The sequence below is a fragment of the Microbacterium sp. SL75 genome (assembly GCF_026625865.1).
Taxonomy (GTDB): Bacteria; Actinomycetota; Actinomycetes; order Actinomycetales; family Microbacteriaceae; genus Microbacterium.
This window is the reverse complement of record NZ_CP113067.1, coordinates 2,351,759-2,369,422: the sequence shown is the minus strand read 5'-3', so window position 1 is coordinate 2,369,422 and position 17,664 is coordinate 2,351,759. Positions and strand designations below refer to the sequence as shown.

The following is a 17,664-nucleotide window of genomic DNA, read 5'->3' as shown; positions in this document are numbered from 1 at the left end:
CACCCCGAACCCCTCGGCGTTCAGTCCGAGGAGACCGTGACGCCCGCGGCCCGGAACGGGGCGAGCGTGCGATCCAGCGGCGCCCACCCCCGCGGATCGAGCGGCACGAACACGGTGCGCGCGGCGCGCGCCGTCGCGCGATCGAGCTGGGCGCGAAGATCGGCCGTCGCGGTCGACGGGTCTGCGCGCCCGACGAGGTCGACCGTCGCTTGACCATCGCTGACGATCACGAGGCGGCAGCGCTCGCGCGGCGCGTCTCCGAACTGCTCCAGAGCGCATCTGACGGCATCCGCGAGGGGCGTGCCGCCACCGCCCTGGGCGCTCGCGCGCTGAAGGGTCGCACGAGCGCGGGACGTGCGGGCGGTGCGCTGCTGCACCACACGCGAGAACGACCCGGCCGCGAGCACGATGCTCACATCGCCCCGGTCCCGGTAGACGTGCGCGAGGGCGGCGTCCGCGACGCGGCGCGCGTGCGCGGCTCCGGCCGTTCCCATCGACGATGAGCCGTCGACCACGATCACCGTGTGCGATGCCGTGGGCTCGTTCCGCAGACGCCCGCGCAGGTCGTCGCGAGCGAGGGCGAGCTCACCCGTCGCGCCGGTCGTCGCGTGCCGGCGCAGAGCGCGTTGCAGAGTGGGGAGGATCGCGATGCGCCCGCCCGCCCTCTCCGGGGCGACGACGCGACCGGGCCGGCCCCGACCGCTACCCGCCCGCATGGCACCGCGACGCGCGCTCCGCCCCGCCCGCACCGTCGCTCGAACGACGGTGTCGCTCAGGGTGGGGTCGGCGAGCGCGACGGCACGGGCGGAGGGGCTCTCGCCGGGATCGTGGGTCGCCACACCGGCTTCGGGCGCCCCGTCGGCCGATGTCGTGGCCGGCGCGGCGTCGGACGTCGGGGCACGCGGGTCGCCCGCCTCGCGGGGGCTCTCCCCGCCGTCATCGGCCGAGGGCTCCGCGGCGCAGACCTGCTCCGCCGCCTCGTCGGTCGCCGGACCCGCGTCCGCCGACGTGTCCTCTCCCCCACTGCCGGCCTCGGGCGCGGCGGCTTCACCCCCATCCGCGGACTGCTCCTCGCCCCCGCTCCCTTCCACCGCCGTCTCGTCCTCGCCGTCGGCGCTGTCGCCCCCCTCCGCGCCCACCACCCACTCACCGGGCGGCTCAGCGGCATCCGTCCCGTTCGGCACCTCGTCCGATGCGCCGTCCGTCGCTTCGACGTCGCCGTCGCCGCTCGCCCGCACCGCCCGCCCGTGGGGGACGGCGATCATCGCGCGCACGAGGGCGACGGGGTCGCCTTTCCATCCCTCCGAGACGAGGGTGGATGCCAGGACGCAGGCCGCGACGTCGATCGCCCCGTCGTGCACACCGTGCGTCGCCAGCACCCTGACGACACGACGCCACAGTCCCGCTTCATCCTCGCCCGCCGGCCTCCGCCCCGGTGCCACCCGTCCACCCACGTCGACGACGACGGTGCAGAGGCGGCGCACCGTGCCGGGCAGCGTCGTCCCCTCGGGGAACAGCGCGAGGACCCGGGCGGTCTTCGGGGGCGGCTCGTCCGCATCCGCTCGCCGAACGACCAGGGAGGCCTGCGGCCGCAGAGAGCGGAACACCTGCTCGGCGCGCTGGGCGTCACCCGTCAGCGCGAGACCGAACGGGGCACCGGAGCGCCACGCCTCGATCACCGCGTGAGCAGCGGGCGCGAGGAAGGTGTCCCCCGCGATCTCCGCTCGGAGCTCTGCCACCGCACCGTGGGCACGCGAGCCGGTCGCGGCGACGGGGCGACCGGGCGGTACGACGTGCCTCTCAGGCAACGCGCCGCCCCAGCACCGCGGTCGCGGCGACCCGCACGCGGGCGGCGGCGACCGATACCGGCTCGAGGGCGGTGCGCGGCGTGCGGTGCTGCAGAGCGGGAACCGCCACGGCGGCGAGGTCGTGGACGGTGACCGCGGGGCGTCCCGCGAGCGCCGCGGCCGCCCGGGCGGCTCGCACGAGGACGAGCTCCGCGCGGTGCCCCACCGCTCCCGCGTCGACGCAGAGGCGGACGGCGGCCTCGAGCAGGTCGTCTTCGAGGTCGACGTCGGCGCACCGGTCACGAGCGAGGCGGATCCGCGCGGCGAGGCGTTCCTCCCGCTCGGCCCACTCCGCGAGGAAACCGTGCGGATCGCGCTCGAACGCCAAGCGTCGGCGCACGATCTCCCACCTCTGCTCGACGTCGCGGATCGTCGCGACCGGCGTCGACAGTCCGAAGCGGTCCTCCAACTGGGGGCGCAGCTCACCCTCTTCGGGATTGCCGCTGCCCACGAGCACGAACCGCGCGGGGTGCGTGTGACTCATACCGTCGCGCTCGACGGTGTTCACCCCCGAGGCGGCGACGTCGAGCAGCAGGTCGACGAGGTAGTCGTCGAGCAGGTTGACCTCGTCGATGTACAGGATGCCGCCGTGCGCCGCCGCGAGCAGGCCCGGTGCGTAGGCGACCTCACCGCGGAGCGCCCGGTCGATGTCGAGCGATCCGAGCACGCGGTCTTCGCTCGCGCCGAGCGGCAGATCGACGACCGGCATGTCGAGATCCTCACGCGCGAGCAGCTGAGCGAGCCCGCGCACGGTCGTCGACTTCCCCGTTCCGCGGTCGCCCAGCGCCAGCACGCCTCCCACTGCCGGATCGACGGCGCACAGCGTGAGAGCGTGTCGCAGATCGTCCTGACCGACGACGGCGGTGAAAGGGAAGACGGGTGAGGTCATGGCATCCATCATATTGAGAATGTTTCTCAATAAGTGGAACCTCGCGCCTCACACCAATGCGAGCGTGCGCTCCGCGGCGCTGACGAGCGCCCGCCCGTACGAGGGGCCGTGGCCCGCCGCGTGCACCGCGAGCGGATGCAGCTGATGGAGCGGCACACGGGCTCGCCATCCCTCCCGCAGGGGGTGTGCGTTGTCGTACGCGGCGAGGATGTCGTCGAGGAACGGGCACCCGAACAGCTCCAGCATCGCGAGGTCGGTCTCGCGATGCCCGCCGTGCGCCGCGGGGTCGATGAGCACCACGCCCTCCGCAGCCCAGAGCACGTTGCCCGCCCACAGGTCGCCATGCAGGCGGGCAGGCGGCTCGTCGTCGTCGAAGGCGCCGTCGGCGATCAGGCCGCACGCCCGTCGGACGACCTCGGCACCGGATGCCGACAGGTTGCCCGCCGCGACCGCGATGGGCACGAACGGCTCCACGCGCTGAGCCGCGTAGAACGCGCCCCACGCGGATTCGGGACGCGCCTCTTGCGAGCGCCGACCGATGAAGATGTCCCCCTCCCATCCGGGCGGCGGTGAGCCGAAGGCATCGGCCCCGGCCGCATGGGTCGCGGCAAGCGCCGCCCCGAAGTCCGCCGCGGCCGCGCGAGTCGGCGCGGCCTCCGCGATGCGCTCGAGAGCGATCCGGTCCTCGCCGACGGCGATGACCCGTGCGATGCGCGCTCCCCCGGCCGCCGCGAGCCATCGCAGCCCCGCAGCTTCGGCGGCGAAGAATCCGGCGGGCGCGTCGACGCGGGTCTTCACGAGCTGTTCCATCGCCCCAGTCTGTCGCGATGTCGGAGGTCACCGGCACGATGGAGGCATGAGCGACGGCTACGACCCGGACTTCCTCGGCATCCCCCTCCCGCTTCCCGCGCCCGCCGCGGCGACCACGCGGCTCGACTATCCGAGATTCTCGGTGCTGATCGACGAACGGCGCCGATTCGCGGCGGTCACCGGCGTCGTGATCGACGGCGCGACCCTGCGCGAGCAACCACGGACGGGCGAGTGGCGTCTCGACCCGCGGGTGCCCGACGACGCGCAGGCCGGGCCCGAGGTCTACAGCCGCAACGACCTCGACCGCGGTCACCTGGTGCGCCGCCGCGACCCCGGCTGGGGCTCCGCGGCCGAAGCTCGGGATGCCACCGAGGCCACGTTCTTCTACACGAACGCCGCCCCGCAAGCGGCCGGATTCAACCAATCGAAAGAACTGTGGCTCGGGCTCGAAGACCACGTCCTGGCCTACGCCGAGACCACCGATCAGCGGCTGGCGGTGTTCACGGCACCTGTGCTCGACGACGACGATCCGCCGTACCGCGGCATCCGGGTGCCACTGCGGTTCTGGAAGATCGCGGCGTGGCGGCAGGGCGAGACGCTGGCCGCGGCCGGATTCGTGCTCGATCAGACCTCGCTCGTCGACACGCGCCAGGGGCTGACGGTGCCGCCGCTCGGCGCGTTCCGCACGTTCCAAGCCCCGATCGCCGACATCGCCACAGAGGCGGGTATCGACGTCGGCCCCCTGGCCGCGGCCGACACGTTCATCCGGCGCGGGCTGCGGCCGGTCGCGGCGCGGGAGTTGCGGAGCGTGCAGGAGATCGAGCTGTGAGGTCCGCGGTCGTCAGTCCACCCGCACCGCGTGCAGCAACGTGTCGATCGCCGCGGAGCCGTGTCCGCCACGCAGCTCGGCATCCGCGGTCGTCCGGGTGATCCGCTCGCAGCGCTCGATGCGGAACCGGTCGTCGAGCGCACCGCGCAGCAGCTCCGGGGTGTACAGGATCGCGGGGTCAGACGGACCGTGACCACCCGCCGCGATGTTCTCGACGTCGTGGCCGATCACGACGAGCGTTCCCCCGGGCGCGACCCATTCCGCGATCCGCGCGACCGCGGCCGCGCTGTCGGGCAGGTGCAGATAGCACGAGACGACGAGGCCGACCGGTGCCGGCGGCTCCCACTCGTGCACATCGGCGTGGGTCCAGGTGACGGCGTCACCGCCGGGTCGAGCCGCGGCGAGCGCGAGCCCCGCCGCCGAGAAGTCGATCCCGATGCAGCCCCAACCGCGGGCGGCGAGCCAGACGGCGGTACGTCCGTCGCCCGTCGCGACGTCGATGGCCGTTCCGGGACGAAGCGCGGAGACGATCTCGCGCACCACGGCGGGAGGCTCTGCGGCCCACACACCCCCGGCGGAAGCGCGGTATCGCTCGTCCCACTGCGTGGCATCCATTCGGGCTCCCTCTCCTCGACCCACCCTAGGCCGCGCGCGTCGCCCACCCGCGCCGGCCCAGCGCTCGGTCACAAGCTCGGCGATTCGCACAACCTCAGCCCCGAGACCGCGATCGCAGCGGAGGATACGCGGATCGCTGAGAGAGTGCCTCCGACGCGGCGCCCGAGCCGCACGCACGGCGGAGGATACGCAGATCACCGAGACAGTGCCTCCACCGCGGCGCCCACGCGCGCACGCAAGTGAAGCCCCGCCGCTCACGGGAGCGACGGGGCTTCACCACGGGGTCACTCCCCCGACAGACCACCCAGTAGGTGACCGAACGACCGGCCCTCGCCGAGATACGACGAGGGGTCGAACGGATCGGCGTCGCGCACCGGCTCGCGGGCGGCGATGGCGTCCGCGAACTCCCGCGCACCGCGGTCGACGCGGGAGCCGAGCGGGGCCACCTCGTCGGCGTTCGCCCCCCAGTCATTCGAGGCGGCGAACACGCCGGTCGGCACGGGGTTGGCGTGCAGGTAGGTGAACAACGGGCGGATCGCGTAGTCGATCGCAAGGGAATGCCGAGCGGTGCCGGCGTTCGCGCCGATCAGCACGGGCGTTCCGCTGAGAGCCTGGGGGTCGAGCACGTCGATGAACGACTTGAACAGACCCGAGTAGCTCGTCGAGAAGATCGGCGTGACGGCGATGATGCCGTCGGCCGAGACGACCGTGTTGATCATCTGCTCGAGCGCCGGTGGCGCGAAGCCGGTGAGCAGGTTGTCGGTCAGGTCGTGGGCGTAGTCGCGCAGCTCGAATACGTCGCTCGTGGCGTCGATACCGCGCTCGCGGAGCTCGGCAAGGGCTGCGTGAGAGAGACGGTCGCCGAGCATGCGCGTCGACGAGGGCGTCGAGAGCCCCGCGGTGATGACCGCGATGCGGCGAGCGGCCATATCAGGCACCGACCTTCGTCGCGGCGGCACCGAACGCGCTGCCCGCGCGGGCGGCATCCTGGTACGGGCTGCCCGCGGTGAGGTTGTCTCCGCGGTTCGCGGCGGGAACGGCCTGACGCGGGGCCGCACCGGCGTAGATCTTCTCGACCTGGTTGGCGTGCGTCGGCGCGTCGGGCACCTCGGCCGGGCGGTTCACCTGCAGTTCCTTGCGCAGCACCGGCACGACCTCGGAACCGAGGATGTCGAGCTGCTCGAGCACGGTCTTGGTGGGAAGACCCGCGTGGTCGATCAGGAAGAGCTGACGCTGGTAGTCGCCGAATGTCTCGCGCATCGCGGCGTAGCGGTCGATGATCTGCTGGGGCGAGCCGACGGTCAGCGGAGTCATCTCGCTGAAGTCCTCGAGGCTCGGGCCGTGGCCGTAGACCGGCGCGTTGTCGAAGTAGGGGCGGAACTCGCGCACCGCGTCCTGCGAGTTGGCGCGCATGAACACCTGGCCGCCGAGGCCGACGATCGCCTGCTGGGGCGTGCCGTGACCGTAGTGGGCGAAGCGTTCGCGGTAGAGCGTGATGAGGCGCTGGTAGTGCTCCTTGGGCCAGAAGATGTTGTTCGCGAAGAAGCCGTTGCCGTAGTACGCGGCCTGCTCGGCGATCTCGGGGGTGCGGATCGAGCCGTGCCACACGAACGGGGGCACGCCGTCGAGCGGACGCGGGGTCGAGGTGAAGCCCTGCAGCGGGGTGCGGAACTTGCCCTCCCAGTCGACGACGTCCTCACGCCACAGCTTGTGCAGCAGGTCGTAGTTCTCGATGGTGAGGGGCAGCCCCTGACGGATGTCCTTGCCGAACCACGGGTAGACCGGGCCGGTGTTCCCGCGACCGAGCATGAGGTCGGCGCGACCGCCCGACACGTGCTGCAGCATCGCGAAGTCTTCGGCGATCTTCACCGGGTCGTTGGTGGTGATGAGCGTCGTCGAGGTCGTGAGGATGAGGCGCTCGGTCTGAGCCGCGATGTAGGCGAGCGTCGTCGTGGGCGACGACGACCAGAACGGCGGATTGTGGTGCTCGCCGAGGGCGAAGACGTCGAGGCCGACCTCTTCGGTGTGCTTGGCGATCGTGAGGGTGTCCTTGATGCGCTGAGCTTCGCTCGGCGTCTTGCCGGTCGTCGGGTCCTGGGTGATGTCGCTCACCGTCATGACACCGAACTGCATTCCGGGCCAGCTGCTCGTCTCACTCATGATGCGCCTCCTATTTGTATGCATCTGAATATACATGGTGAAACGTCTCGCGCCGATCTTTATTCCGCGTTCGGAAACGTCGAGCGGACCCTCGCAACCCGGCGGAGCACTCGGCGTCAGGAGCCGAGCAGCCCCGCCCCCACCGACGCCCCCGCGGCCGGAGCGGGAGGCACCGCCCACAGTCCCGAACCGACGTGGCGAACGTACTCGTTCATGGCATCCGTCGACAGAGCCTTCTGCACGGTGATGTAGCGCTGCGGGCTCTTCTGGAACGACAGGAAGAACAGCCCCGCATTCAGCCGCCCGAGGTCGGTCGTGCCGTCGACGAAGTTGTAGCCGCGGCGCAGGAGGCGGATGCCGCCGTTCATGTCGGGGTGCGCCAGCCGCACGTGACTGTGGGGGTCGATGGCCGGGGTTCCCGTCGAGCCCATCGCCGCGAAGTCCGGCTCCGTGAACTCGTCTCCGCCCGACAGCGGCGCGCCCTTCGCCTTGTCGCGCCCGATCACGCGATCCTGCTCGGCCAGGCGCGTGCGGTCCCACGTCTCGATGAGCATCGAGATGCGACGCGCGACGAGGTACGACCCGCCCGCGAGCCACGCCGGGCCCTCGGATGCCGATACCCACACGTTCTCGTCGAGGGCGGCCGCGTCGTCGGCGAGGATGTTGGCCGTTCCGTCCTTGAACCCGAAGAGGTTTCGGGGAGTCGACTGCTCCGACGTGGTCTTCGACGTGCGACCGAATCCGAGCTGCGACCAGCGGATCGTGGCGCGCCCGAAGGCGATGCGGCTGAGGTTGCGGATCGCGTGGACGGCCACCTGGGGGTCGTCGGCGCAGGCCTGGATGCAGAGGTCGCCGTCGGATCGCAGCGGGTCGAGGTCGTCGCCGAGGAAGGCCGGGAGTCGCTCGAGCCCGTCGGGTCGCTGACCTTCCAGGCCGAAGCGCGCATCGAACAGCGAGGGGCCGAAGCCGAAGGTGATCGTGAGGTTGCTCGCGGGAAGCCCGAGAGCCTCCCCCGTGTCGTCCGGCGGCGCCTCGGGAGATCCACCGACGGCTCCCGTGGCGGTGACCTCGAGCCCCTGCATCATGCGAGTGGCGGCGTAGGTCCAGTCCGAGAGCAGCTCGGCGAGGTCGTCGCGGGTCGTGCGCGCCATCATGTCGTACGCCGCGAAGTGCAGGTGCTCCTGCACGGGCGTGGTGATCCCCGGCTGATGGATGCCGGTCGACGCCGCCGCGGCATCCATCACCGCCCGCTGCTGCTCGCGGCCGTAGGCCGCCCCACCCACGAGTCCTGCGCCCGCGCCCACCACGAGCCCCGTGGCGCCGGCACCGAGGGCGAGGCCCATCAATCCGCGGCGCGACAGGCCCGTGACATCCGGCGCCTGCTGTTCTTCCTCGGTCACGCTCACTCCAGGATCGTCACCGTGAGCTGCGACAGCGGCTCGGCGAGCGCGTTGATAAGGTCGGTGAGCTGACGCTTGTCGGCCTCGGTGATCTGGCTGTAGGGGACGAAGCCGGCGTCGAGCGAGCCGTACTTGGCCAGCGCCGCCTCGAGGTCGGCGTAGCCGCCGTCGATGCGCGAGACCAGCGCGGTGCCCTTGTCGCCCTTCGAGTCGGCGAAATCACGGACGAGCGAGAACGCCATCTTCGAACCCTCGACGTTCGCCGCGAAGTCGTTGAGATCGGTACCCGACCACCAGTCCTCTTCGCCGCTGATCTTGCCGGTGGCGACCTCGTCGAGCAGCGAGATCGCGCCGTTCGAGATGCCCGCCACCCCCTGCGTGGTCAGCGCCTGGGTGAACGCGTCGGAGTGGACGTAGTCGTACAGCTCCTGCGTGTCGGCGATGAGCTTGTCCGCGTGGGTCGCCCGCTCGGCCGGGGTCGAGGGAGCCCAGTTCTTCCACGCCGGGGTCTCGCCATCCGCATTGAGCGCGTCCTTCGCGGGCACCCACAGGTCTTTCTCGATGCGGTGGAACCCGGTCCAGTCGAGCCCCTCGGCTACGGCGTCGACCTCGCGGTAGTCGATGCGCGGGTCGAGGTCTCCCAGCGCTTCGGCGATCGGCTCGATGCGCTCGTAGAACGCCCGCACGCGCGGGAACTGCTCGCGCGCGGAAGCGTCGTCACCCGACTCGTACGCGGCCGTGAAAGCCTTGACCGCGGGGATCAGCTGGCCGACCTGGTCCTTCACGAACGCCGCGTAGAGGTCGACGGCCTGCTGCTTCTGCTCGGCATCCGGTCCGGTGACGGCCACCGCGTCGCCCGTGACGGAGAAGCTCGCCCGCCCCACTCCGTCGCCGACCATCCCCGGCTTGCAGAGGGTGAAGTAGTCACCGGGCTGCGCGACGACCGTGAGGTTGCGCGAGGCGCCGGGGGCGATGTTCTCGACCTCGCCGACGATACGCAGACCATCGGATGCCAACAGGTAGAACTCCGTGACCTGATCGCTCTTGTTGCTGACGTCGAAAGCGACGGTGCCGCTGGGCGCGCTGGCCGACGACACCGTGCACCCGTCGTCGGTCGAGGTGACCGACAGGGCTCCGGAGGCCGAGGCGTCGGACTTGGCGACGCAACCGGAAAGGACGAGGGCGGCCGCGCCGGCCACGGCCGTGGCCGCGAGGAGGCGAGTCGAGTTCATGATGCTCCGTTCGGAAGGAGGGGTGGATGCCGCGGCGTCGGGCACGCGAGCGGCGTCGGGGGCTACGGGGCGGCGGTCGCCGCGTCGGGGGTCGGGGCGGGGGCGGGCGCGGCCTTGACGGCTTCACGCGATCGGCGGTTGGCGCGGACGCCCCGCACGAAGAGGGGCACGACGACCGCTACGTAGGCGATCCACGCGAGGACCTGCAGCCAGGTCATCTGGGGCATGAAGCCGACCGTGGCCTGCAGCAGCGCGGCCAGAGGGCCGCCGGGGGCGATCGCCCCGGAGACGTCGAACGCCCAGCCGAAGGGGAAGCCCGCCCAGCCGGTCGCGACCGAACCCGTCGCCGCATCGACCGGGGCGCCGGCACCGAAGGGACCGGGGAGCGCCCCGGCCTCCTGCAGGTCGTGGAAGGCGTAGGCGAGCACACCCGCTGCCACCACGACGAGGAATCCGCCCGTCCACGTGAAGAAACGCGAGAGGTCGAGGCGCAGCATGCCGCGGGCGATGAGCCAGCCGAGCACGACGGCCGCGGCGAGACCGAGGAGAGCCCCGACGAGCGCCGTCGGGGCGTCGCCGAACGACTGGACCATGGACCACAGCAACAGCGTCGTCTCGACGCCCTCGCGCGCAACGGAGACGAACCCGATCGCGACGAGCGCCCAGACGCCGCCACGCAGAGCCCTGTCGACACCCCCCTCGAGGCCGGCCTTGAGCGTACGGCCGGCGCGCTGCATCCAAAAGATCATCCACGTCACCATGGCCACCGCCAGCAGCGAGAGGCCGCCGCCGAGCAGCTCCTGCGCCTCGAACGTGAGCATGTACGCACCGAAAGTGAACACCGCACCGATGGCGAGGGCGAGGGCGACGGCGAGACCGACACCCGCCCACAGGCGCGGCAGGGCGTCGCGCCGGTCGAGGCGCGTGAGGTAGGCGACGAGGATGCCGACGACGAGAGCGGCTTCGAGGCCTTCGCGAAGGCCGATGAGGAAGGTGGCGAGCACGGGCGGGTGTTCCGACTTTCAATTCTCGGGTGGGAGCCGCGGCGCTGCGGGTAGGTAAGGGAAGCCTCACCTGACCAGTACACATTACGCAATCCCCTGCCCCTCCGCACCCCGCTGGTCGGCGGGGATCGGCCCATTTCACCCGGCTCATCGGTGTCGTCGGTAACCGTCGGCAACATTTCGGCGCGCACCGCAGAGACGACCTAGCCTCGACGCATGTCCGACCTGAACCTCCCCGTGCTCGACCTGTCGCTCCTCGACCAGGGCCCGGATGCCGCCGCCCGCTTCCGCGAAGAGCTGCGCGCCGCGACCCACGACGTCGGCTTCTTCTACCTCACCGGCACCGGCGTGAGCCCCGAGCTGGAGGCGCGCCTGCTCCAGGCGGCCACGGACTTCTTCGCGCTTCCCGAGGCCGAGAAGCTCTCGATCGAGAACGTCACGAGCCCGCACTTCCGCGGCTACACCCGCGTCGGTGGCGAGCGCACCCAGGGTCGCGTCGACTGGCGCGAACAGATCGACATCGGCCCCGAGCGCGACGCGATCGATGACCCCGACGGTCCGGGATACAACCGGCTCATCGGCCCGAACCTGTGGCCGTCGGCGCAGCCCGAGCTGAAAGACGTCGTCACCGAGTGGCACGACCACCTCACCGGCGTCGCCCGCAAGCTGCTGCGCGCGTGGGCGCTCGCCCTCGGCGCAGAGGAGCAGTACTTCGACAGCCACTTCGGCGACCCGCAAACCCTCATCAAGATCGTCCGCTACCCCGGCAAGGACGACCCGACGCCCCAGCAGGGCGTCGGTGCCCACAAGGACTCCGGCGTCCTCACCCTGCTCTGGGTCGAGCCCGGCAAGGGCGGCCTGCAGGTCGAGCGCGAGGGAGAGTGGGTCGATGCTCCCCCGGTCTCGGGAGCTTTCGTCGTCAACATCGGAGAGCTGCTCGAGTACGCCACGCAGGGGTACCTGCGCGCGACGAACCACCGCGTGATCTCGCCGCAGTTCCCCGACGAGCGCATCTCGGTGCCGTTCTTCTTCAACCCCGCCCTGGATGCGCGTCTGCCGATCATCGAGTTGCCGGCCGATCTCGCCGCCGAGGCCCGCGGCGTCGAGGACGACCCCACGAACCCCATCCACGCCACCTACGGCGAGAACGCCCTCAAATCACGGCTGCGCGCCCACCCCGATGTGGCGGAGCGCTGGCACTCCGACCTGCTTGCCGCGCGCACGGCATCCTGACCCGTCCACCGCGTGGCCGCGGGTCGCTACCGCTCGCGTGGCCGCGGGTCGCAGGGCCACAGGGCCACGCATAAACACCGTCGGCGCCCATAAACGCGTGCACATCGCGTTTATGGGCGCCGATCGCGTTTATGCGTGCGACCCGGTGCACGTGGCCGCGCGACGCCGACGCATCGAGACGCGACGACGAGCACACGCCGCGAGGGCACGGCATCCGGGAATGACGAAGGCCGCCCCACACCGTGGGGCGGCCTTCCAAGAATGTTTTGCGCGATAGAACGCTGGTGCGATTAGCGACGCAGACCGAGACGCTCGATGAGCGAGCGGTAACGGTTGATGTCGACGTCCTGCAGGTAACCCAGCAGGCGGCGGCGCTGACCGACGAGCAGGAAGAGCCCACGGCGCGAGTGGTGGTCGTGCTTGTGGGTCTTGAGGTGCTCGGTGAGGTCCTTGATGCGCTGCGTCATCATCGCGACCTGCACCTCGGGGGATCCGGTGTCACCGGGGTGCGTCGCGTACTCTTCGATGATCGCCTTCTTGACGTCTGCTTCGAGTGCCATAGATGGGATCCCCTTCCTTCTCATTGCGCGGCGCCCGTCACACGATGTGCGAGCTCTCTTTATCCGCGGCCGATCGAACGGCAACCGCATGAGTCTACCAGCATCGGGATGCCGACACCGCACCGGTCCGCGGCGTCCGGTGTCGGAGGGCTGGCGTAGCCTCGATCCGTGAGTCAGACCGATCCCGCCGCTCCCCCGCGCCGAGGCGCGCGCGGCGCGTTCATCGATCTGCGGCCCCTCACGACCTCTCCGGCATTCGCACGGCTGTGGGTCGGGTCGACGCTCGCCGGACTCGGCGGCCAGCTGACGGTCGTCGCCGTCATGCTCCACGTGTTCGAACTCACCCAGAGCACTCTCGCGGTGTCGATGATCGCGGTCGCGGGGCTGCTCCCCATGATCGCGGCGGGGCTCTACGGCGGCATGCTCGCCGACGCCTTCGACCGGCGTACCGTCGCGCTGCTCGCCGCGGTGGTCACGTTCGCGTCGACGGCGTTGCTCGCCGTGCTCGCGTGGACGGGGCTCGAGACCGTGGCCTGGCTCTTCGTCCTCAGCGTGATCAACTCCGCGGCGAACTCGATCGTCATGGCCACCAAATCGGCGATCACCCCGCGCCTCATCCCCCGCGATCTGCTGCCCGCCGCTGCGGCTCTGCAGGGCGTCACCGTGGGAGTCATGGTCATGGCGGGTCCGGCTCTGGCGGGTGTCCTCGTGGCGGTCGCGGGCTACGCCTGGACGTATTCGCTCGACGTGCTGCTGATGACCTCTTTGTTCCTCGGCCTGTGGTCACTGCCCAAGCTCCGCCCCGAGGGCGAGATCGTGCGCCCGGGGCTGGAGTCGTTCCGCGACGGCGTGCGTTTCCTGCGCCGCGCACCCAACATCCGCCTGCAGTACATCCTCGACATCATCGCGATGACCTTCGGCCAACCGGTCGCCCTGTTCCCCGCGATCGGCGCGGTGCTGCTCGGTGGTGGCGCGATCACCACCGGAATCCTCACCGCGGCGGTCGCCGCGGGCGCCTTCTTCTCGAGCCTGTTCTCGGGCCCGGTCGGCCGGGTGCGCCGGCAGGGGCTCGGCATCGAGCGTGCGATCCAGGTCTACGGTCTGTCCATCGGCCTCTTCGGGCTGGTGCTGCTCGCCGCCACCCTCGGGTGGCTGCGTCCCGCTCTCGTCGACGAGACCCACGCCGCGGTCGCCCTCATCGCCCTTGCCGCGGTCGTGCTGGCGGTGTCGGGAGCCGCCGACAATGTCAGCGCGATCTACCGGTCGACCATGATGCAGGCGGCGGTTCCGGATGCCATGCGCGGTCGCCTGCAGGGCATCTTCATCGTCGTGGTGGCCGGTGGCCCCCGCGTCGGCGCCCTGTACGCCGGCACTCTGGCGACCCTCGCCGCCCTGTGGGTTCCACCCCTGTTCGGCGGGATCCTGATCCTCGCCCTCGTCGGAACGCTGGCGCGCTTCTCGCCGCGCTTCCGGCACTACGACGCCCTCGACCCTCAACCCTGACCGGGCGCGAGGCGCGGCGACTGCCGACCGTCGGCGGATTACGGACGTCGCATCGGCGGATGCCCACTCGATGTCGCACCTCGGCCCTAGGGTCGGGATCGTGGCATCCACTTCCGCTCCCTCGCCCGTCTCGATCGCGGTGCAATTCGTCCTCACCGGCGTCGTGTGGGGGTCGAGCTTCCTCTTCATCGCCGTGGCCCTGACCGGCATGACCCCCGCGCAGGTCGCCGGCGGGCGCCTGCTGTTCGGCGCCCTCGCCCTCGCGGCGATCGTGGCGATCCGCCGCGAGCGCCTTCCCCGCAGTCGACGCGTCTGGGGGCACCTGAGCGTGTTGTCGCTGAGCTTCTGCGTCGTTCCGTTCCTGCTGTTCGCGTGGGCCGAGCAGCACGTGTCATCGGGCCTGGCGAGCATCTTCAACGCGACGACGCCGATCATGACCGCGATCATGGCGTGGGCGGTGTTCCGCGTCGAGAGCCTCAAGGTCGGCCAGCTGGTCGGCATCGCCGTGGGTATCGCGGGCGTGGTGGTGATCATCGCGCCGGGCGCCGCGGCCGATGTGGGCGACAGCACGATCGCGCAGATCGCTCTCCTGGGCGCGACGGCCTGCTACGGCTTCAGCCTCGCGTACATGCGCCGCTTCCTCGGCGACACCGGCCTCTCGGGCATCGCGTTCGCGTTTGGCTACATCGGCCCGGCGGCGGCGTTCATGGTGCTGCTCTCACCGTTCATCCTCTCCGAGCCGATGCAGCTGACCCTGCCGGTCGTCGGGAGCATCGTCGCCCTCGGGGTCCTCGGCACGGGCATCGCCTACGTCTGGAACCAGAACACGCTCCGCGCCTGGGGGCCCACCCGCGCCTCGACCGTGACGTACATCACGCCGGTGGTGGGGGTGGCTCTCGGCATCCTGGTGCTCGGTGAGCGCATCTCGTGGAACGAGCCCGTGGGCGCGGCGGTCGTGTTCGTGGGCATCCTCCTCGTCCAGCAGCGGATCCGCCTCTCGGGTCGAACCCGCTCCTGACGCTCCGCGAGAATCACCCCGCGGGAACGACGAAGGCCCCGGATGCCGAGCACCCGGGGCCTTCGCGATGTTTCATGTCCGCAGCGCGAGCTGCGGCGAGATCACGCCTGGAGCGCGAGCTGCAGGTCGAGCTCGATGGTGACGTCCTTGCCGACGAGCACGCCGCCGGTCTCGAGGGCGGCGTTCCAGGTGAGACCGAAGTCTTCGCGGTTGACGACCGTCTTCGCGGTGGCGCCGGCCTTGTAGTTGCCCCACGGGTCGGTGCCGAAGCCGCCGAAGTCGAGCGCGAAGGTGGCGGGCTTGCTGATGCCGCGGATGGTCAGGTTGCCGTCGACGAGGAAGTCGCCGTCCTCGACGCGAACGCCGGTGGAGCGGAAGTCCATCGTCGGGTAGGTCTCGACGTCGAAGAACTCGGCGGAGCGGAGGTGCTGGTCGCGGCCCTCGTCCTTAGTGTCGACCGAGGTGACGTCGACGGAGGCCTCGACGGTGGCCTCGAGGGGGTTCTCGGGAGCGACGATCGTGGCGCTCTTCATGCCGAAGGTGCCGCGGACCTTCGAGATCATCATGTGGCGCACCGAGAAGGTGACCTCGCTGTGCGACGGGTCGAGGACCCAGGTGCCCGCTTTGTAGCCGGGGATGTCGAGGGCGGTGGTGTCAGTCATGTCACTCCTAAAGGTCTGGGGAGCCGCATCGGCGTCCTGCCGGGGGTCAACTCCCATTCATACGAATGTATTCCACGATCGAGCGAAATAACGAACCCGAGGAGGCCGACGCCCCCTCGGGTTCGTGAACGTTCCGTGAAGAACGCCCGATCAACCGACCTTCAGCAGGTCGATGATGAAGATGAGGGTCTTGCCGCCCAGGAAGTGCCCACCGGCGGGTCCGTAGGCCAGGTGCGGCGGGATCACGAGCTCGCGGCGTCCGCCGACCTTCATGCCCGGGATACCGTCCTGCCACCCCTGGATCAGGCCGCGGAGCGGGAACTGGATGCTCTCGCCGCGACCCCAGGAGGAGTCGAACTCTTCACCCGACTCGTACTCGACACCGGCGTAGTGCACGGTGACCGTGTCGCCGGGCTTGGCCTCGTCGCCGTCGCCGACGATGATGTCGCGGATGACGAGGTCGGAGGGGGCGGGGCCGCTGGGAGCGTCGAACTCCGGCTTGGTGCGATCAGTCATGTCTCCATCCAAGCACGGCGAGCGCGCCCGCGAAGCCCCTGGACACGGAGCCGAGAAAAGACTCAGCGCCCGGTGCCGCGGCGATGCCTGCGTGTCTACCGGGCGCTGAGTTGGCCTACATCGATGGTGCCCCTGCCCCTCGACGGTGTCAAGACCCCGCCGCGGTGCCGGGTCAGGGGCCCAGGAGCGTCGCCCGCGCGGCCGTCGTCCGTTCGAGCAGATACCGCTCGGTGGCCGGGGCGTGCGGGTCGCGACCCGACAGGGTGCGCTGCCGCGCGGCGGCGAGAGCCGTGGCATCCGCGATGAAGCCCTTCATCACCGCCGAGCGGTCTCCGGGCAGCGTGCGCGACCAGGCCAGGGCCGAACGCCGCCCCGGGGCGGTGGCGAGCATGTCGACCTCTTGGGGGGTGAACCATCCCGCCGCGGCGTACTCGCCCAGCCGCGCACGGGTCAATCGCGACTCCTCGCGGCGGAGGGCCAGGATGCCGAGGATGAACAACACGAACAGCGGCACCTGCAGCGCGGCGTACAGCTCGAAGAAGTCGAAGAAGGTGGCGGAGCCGTTCCACAGGGCGTGCAGCACGATCGCACCGATGACTCCGGGGACCGCGTAACGCAGTGCCGCGCCGGTGCGCAGCCCCCGGCGCGCGGCCAGCCCGAAGGCGAACCCGGTGAGGCTCGTGAACATCACGTGAGCGAACGGCGAGAGCACGGCGCGCAGGAAGAACGTGCTCGCGACCTGCCCCGGGCCTCCCTCGAGGTAGCTGACGGCGAAGTACTGCACGTTCTCGGTGAGGGCGAAGCCGGCTCCGATGAGCGCACCGTAGACGATGCCGTCGACCGGGCCGTCGAACGCGCGGCGAGCGAGAGAGAAGACGAGGAGCACGCCCAGGCCCTTCGCGAGCTCCTCGACGATCGGCGCCTGGATGACGCTGCTGAATGCCGGCGGCTGCGAACCGACGACCAGCGTGACGACGAGGTCGACGCCGAGCGCGAGCGTGACCGAGGCGATGGCGCCCCAGGCGACGGCGAAGACCAGCAGGCGACGCGGCTCGGGCTCCCACCGATCGATGTAGCGCACGGCGAACCACACGATCACGAAGGGGATCGTGGCGAGCACGAGGCCGATGAACGACGCGGCGGTGCCGAGGAATCCGGTGAAGTAGCGGACCAACAGCGCGAGCAGCGGCACCAGGAGCACCGCCACGATCCACAGCGCCACGCCACCCCGGCGCGAGCGAGGCGGGGCTGCCGAGACGGCCGCCTGCGGAGCCGTCGAGATGCGGGGCGCATCGGCCGATCCGGGCTGCGACAGCGGCGAGGGATAGGTCATGCGCACAGCCTAGAGGCGGCCTCGGACACGGCATCCGGGGCTTGCGGACTCCC

At 70.8% G+C, this 17,664-nt stretch carries 17 protein-coding genes; 4 read left to right on the top strand and 13 right to left on the bottom strand.

The genetic code is table 11. The annotated features are described in order from the left end of the window. Positions 1 to 20: 20 nt before the first annotated feature. The 3 genes from OVA17_RS11065 to OVA17_RS11055 form a co-directional block, all read right to left on the bottom strand. A complete protein-coding gene (locus tag OVA17_RS11065) occupies positions 21 to 1,739 on the bottom strand; it encodes a VWA domain-containing protein (RefSeq protein WP_267786611.1) in 1,719 nt (572 codons plus the stop codon). 61 nt (positions 1,740 to 1,800) lie between these two features. Then, entirely contained in the window at positions 1,801 to 2,736 is a 936-nt protein-coding gene (locus OVA17_RS11060) for an ATP-binding protein (protein WP_267786610.1), read from the bottom strand. A gap of 48 nt (positions 2,737 to 2,784) precedes the next feature. Beyond that, positions 2,785 to 3,546, bottom strand: a complete 762-nt coding sequence (locus OVA17_RS11055; protein WP_267786609.1) for a fructosamine kinase family protein — start codon at positions 3,544 to 3,546, stop codon at positions 2,785 to 2,787. Positions 3,547 to 3,592: 46 nt separating this feature from the next. Between OVA17_RS11055 and OVA17_RS11050 the strand changes: the two genes are divergently transcribed. After that, complete coding sequence (locus OVA17_RS11050) at positions 3,593 to 4,375, top strand: DNA/RNA non-specific endonuclease (RefSeq protein ID WP_267786608.1); 783 nt, start codon at positions 3,593 to 3,595, stop codon at positions 4,373 to 4,375. Positions 4,376 to 4,387: 12 nt separating this feature from the next. Here OVA17_RS11050 and OVA17_RS11045 read toward each other — a convergent pair whose 3' ends face one another. The 6 genes from OVA17_RS11045 to efeU form a co-directional block, all read right to left on the bottom strand. Next, positions 4,388 to 4,990 (bottom strand): class I SAM-dependent methyltransferase, encoded by a 603-nt coding sequence (locus OVA17_RS11045; RefSeq protein WP_210071903.1) that lies wholly within the window; start codon positions 4,988 to 4,990, stop codon positions 4,388 to 4,390. A gap of 284 nt (positions 4,991 to 5,274) precedes the next feature. Beyond that, on the bottom strand, positions 5,275 to 5,919 hold the full coding sequence (locus tag OVA17_RS11040) for an FMN reductase (RefSeq protein WP_267786607.1): 645 nt from the start codon (positions 5,917 to 5,919) through the stop codon (positions 5,275 to 5,277). A gap of 1 nt (position 5,920) precedes the next feature. Then, positions 5,921 to 7,150 carry an LLM class flavin-dependent oxidoreductase gene (locus OVA17_RS11035; protein ID WP_210071904.1) on the bottom strand — a complete coding sequence of 410 codons (1,230 nt, stop codon included), beginning with the start codon at positions 7,148 to 7,150 and terminating at the stop codon, positions 5,921 to 5,923. Positions 7,151 to 7,266: 116 nt separating this feature from the next. Then, the gene (gene efeB, locus OVA17_RS11030; RefSeq protein ID WP_420712437.1) at positions 7,267 to 8,550 is read right to left on the bottom strand and encodes an iron uptake transporter deferrochelatase/peroxidase subunit; all 1,284 of its coding nucleotides are present in this window, start codon (positions 8,548 to 8,550) and stop codon (positions 7,267 to 7,269) included. Between the two features lie 2 nt (positions 8,551 to 8,552). Continuing rightward, complete coding sequence (gene efeO, locus OVA17_RS11025; protein WP_267786605.1) at positions 8,553 to 9,782, bottom strand: iron uptake system protein EfeO; 1,230 nt, start codon at positions 9,780 to 9,782, stop codon at positions 8,553 to 8,555. Positions 9,783 to 9,844: 62 nt separating this feature from the next. Then, positions 9,845 to 10,786, bottom strand: a complete 942-nt coding sequence (gene efeU / locus OVA17_RS11020) for an iron uptake transporter permease EfeU (RefSeq protein WP_267786604.1) — start codon at positions 10,784 to 10,786, stop codon at positions 9,845 to 9,847. A gap of 216 nt (positions 10,787 to 11,002) precedes the next feature. Between efeU and OVA17_RS11015 the strand changes: the two genes are divergently transcribed. After that, positions 11,003 to 12,019, top strand: coding sequence for an isopenicillin N synthase family dioxygenase (locus OVA17_RS11015; RefSeq protein ID WP_267786603.1), 1,017 nt, complete (start codon positions 11,003 to 11,005; stop codon positions 12,017 to 12,019). Positions 12,020 to 12,309: 290 nt separating this feature from the next. Here the strand turns inward: OVA17_RS11015 and rpsO are convergent, their stop codons facing one another. Further along, positions 12,310 to 12,579, bottom strand: coding sequence for a 30S ribosomal protein S15 (gene rpsO, locus OVA17_RS11010; RefSeq protein ID WP_056227311.1), 270 nt, complete (start codon positions 12,577 to 12,579; stop codon positions 12,310 to 12,312). A 168-nt stretch (positions 12,580 to 12,747) separates the two neighbouring features. Between rpsO and OVA17_RS11005 the strand changes: the two genes are divergently transcribed. Further along, complete coding sequence (locus tag OVA17_RS11005) at positions 12,748 to 14,082, top strand: MFS transporter (protein WP_267786602.1); 1,335 nt, start codon at positions 12,748 to 12,750, stop codon at positions 14,080 to 14,082. A 100-nt stretch (positions 14,083 to 14,182) separates the two neighbouring features. After that, entirely contained in the window at positions 14,183 to 15,100 is a 918-nt protein-coding gene (locus OVA17_RS11000) for a DMT family transporter (RefSeq protein WP_267786601.1), read from the top strand. Between the two features lie 101 nt (positions 15,101 to 15,201). On the opposite strand, the gene OVA17_RS10995 is transcribed toward OVA17_RS11000, so the two are convergent. From OVA17_RS10995 to OVA17_RS10985, 3 genes are all read right to left on the bottom strand, one after another. Then, positions 15,202 to 15,762 carry a YceI family protein gene (locus OVA17_RS10995; protein ID WP_210071910.1) on the bottom strand — a complete coding sequence of 187 codons (561 nt, stop codon included), beginning with the start codon at positions 15,760 to 15,762 and terminating at the stop codon, positions 15,202 to 15,204. Positions 15,763 to 15,912: 150 nt separating this feature from the next. Continuing rightward, on the bottom strand, positions 15,913 to 16,278 hold the full coding sequence (locus OVA17_RS10990) for an FKBP-type peptidyl-prolyl cis-trans isomerase (RefSeq protein ID WP_013583439.1): 366 nt from the start codon (positions 16,276 to 16,278) through the stop codon (positions 15,913 to 15,915). Positions 16,279 to 16,450: 172 nt separating this feature from the next. Beyond that, complete coding sequence (locus OVA17_RS10985) at positions 16,451 to 17,611, bottom strand: PrsW family intramembrane metalloprotease (RefSeq protein WP_267786600.1); 1,161 nt, start codon at positions 17,609 to 17,611, stop codon at positions 16,451 to 16,453. Positions 17,612 to 17,664 lie beyond the last annotated feature (53 nt).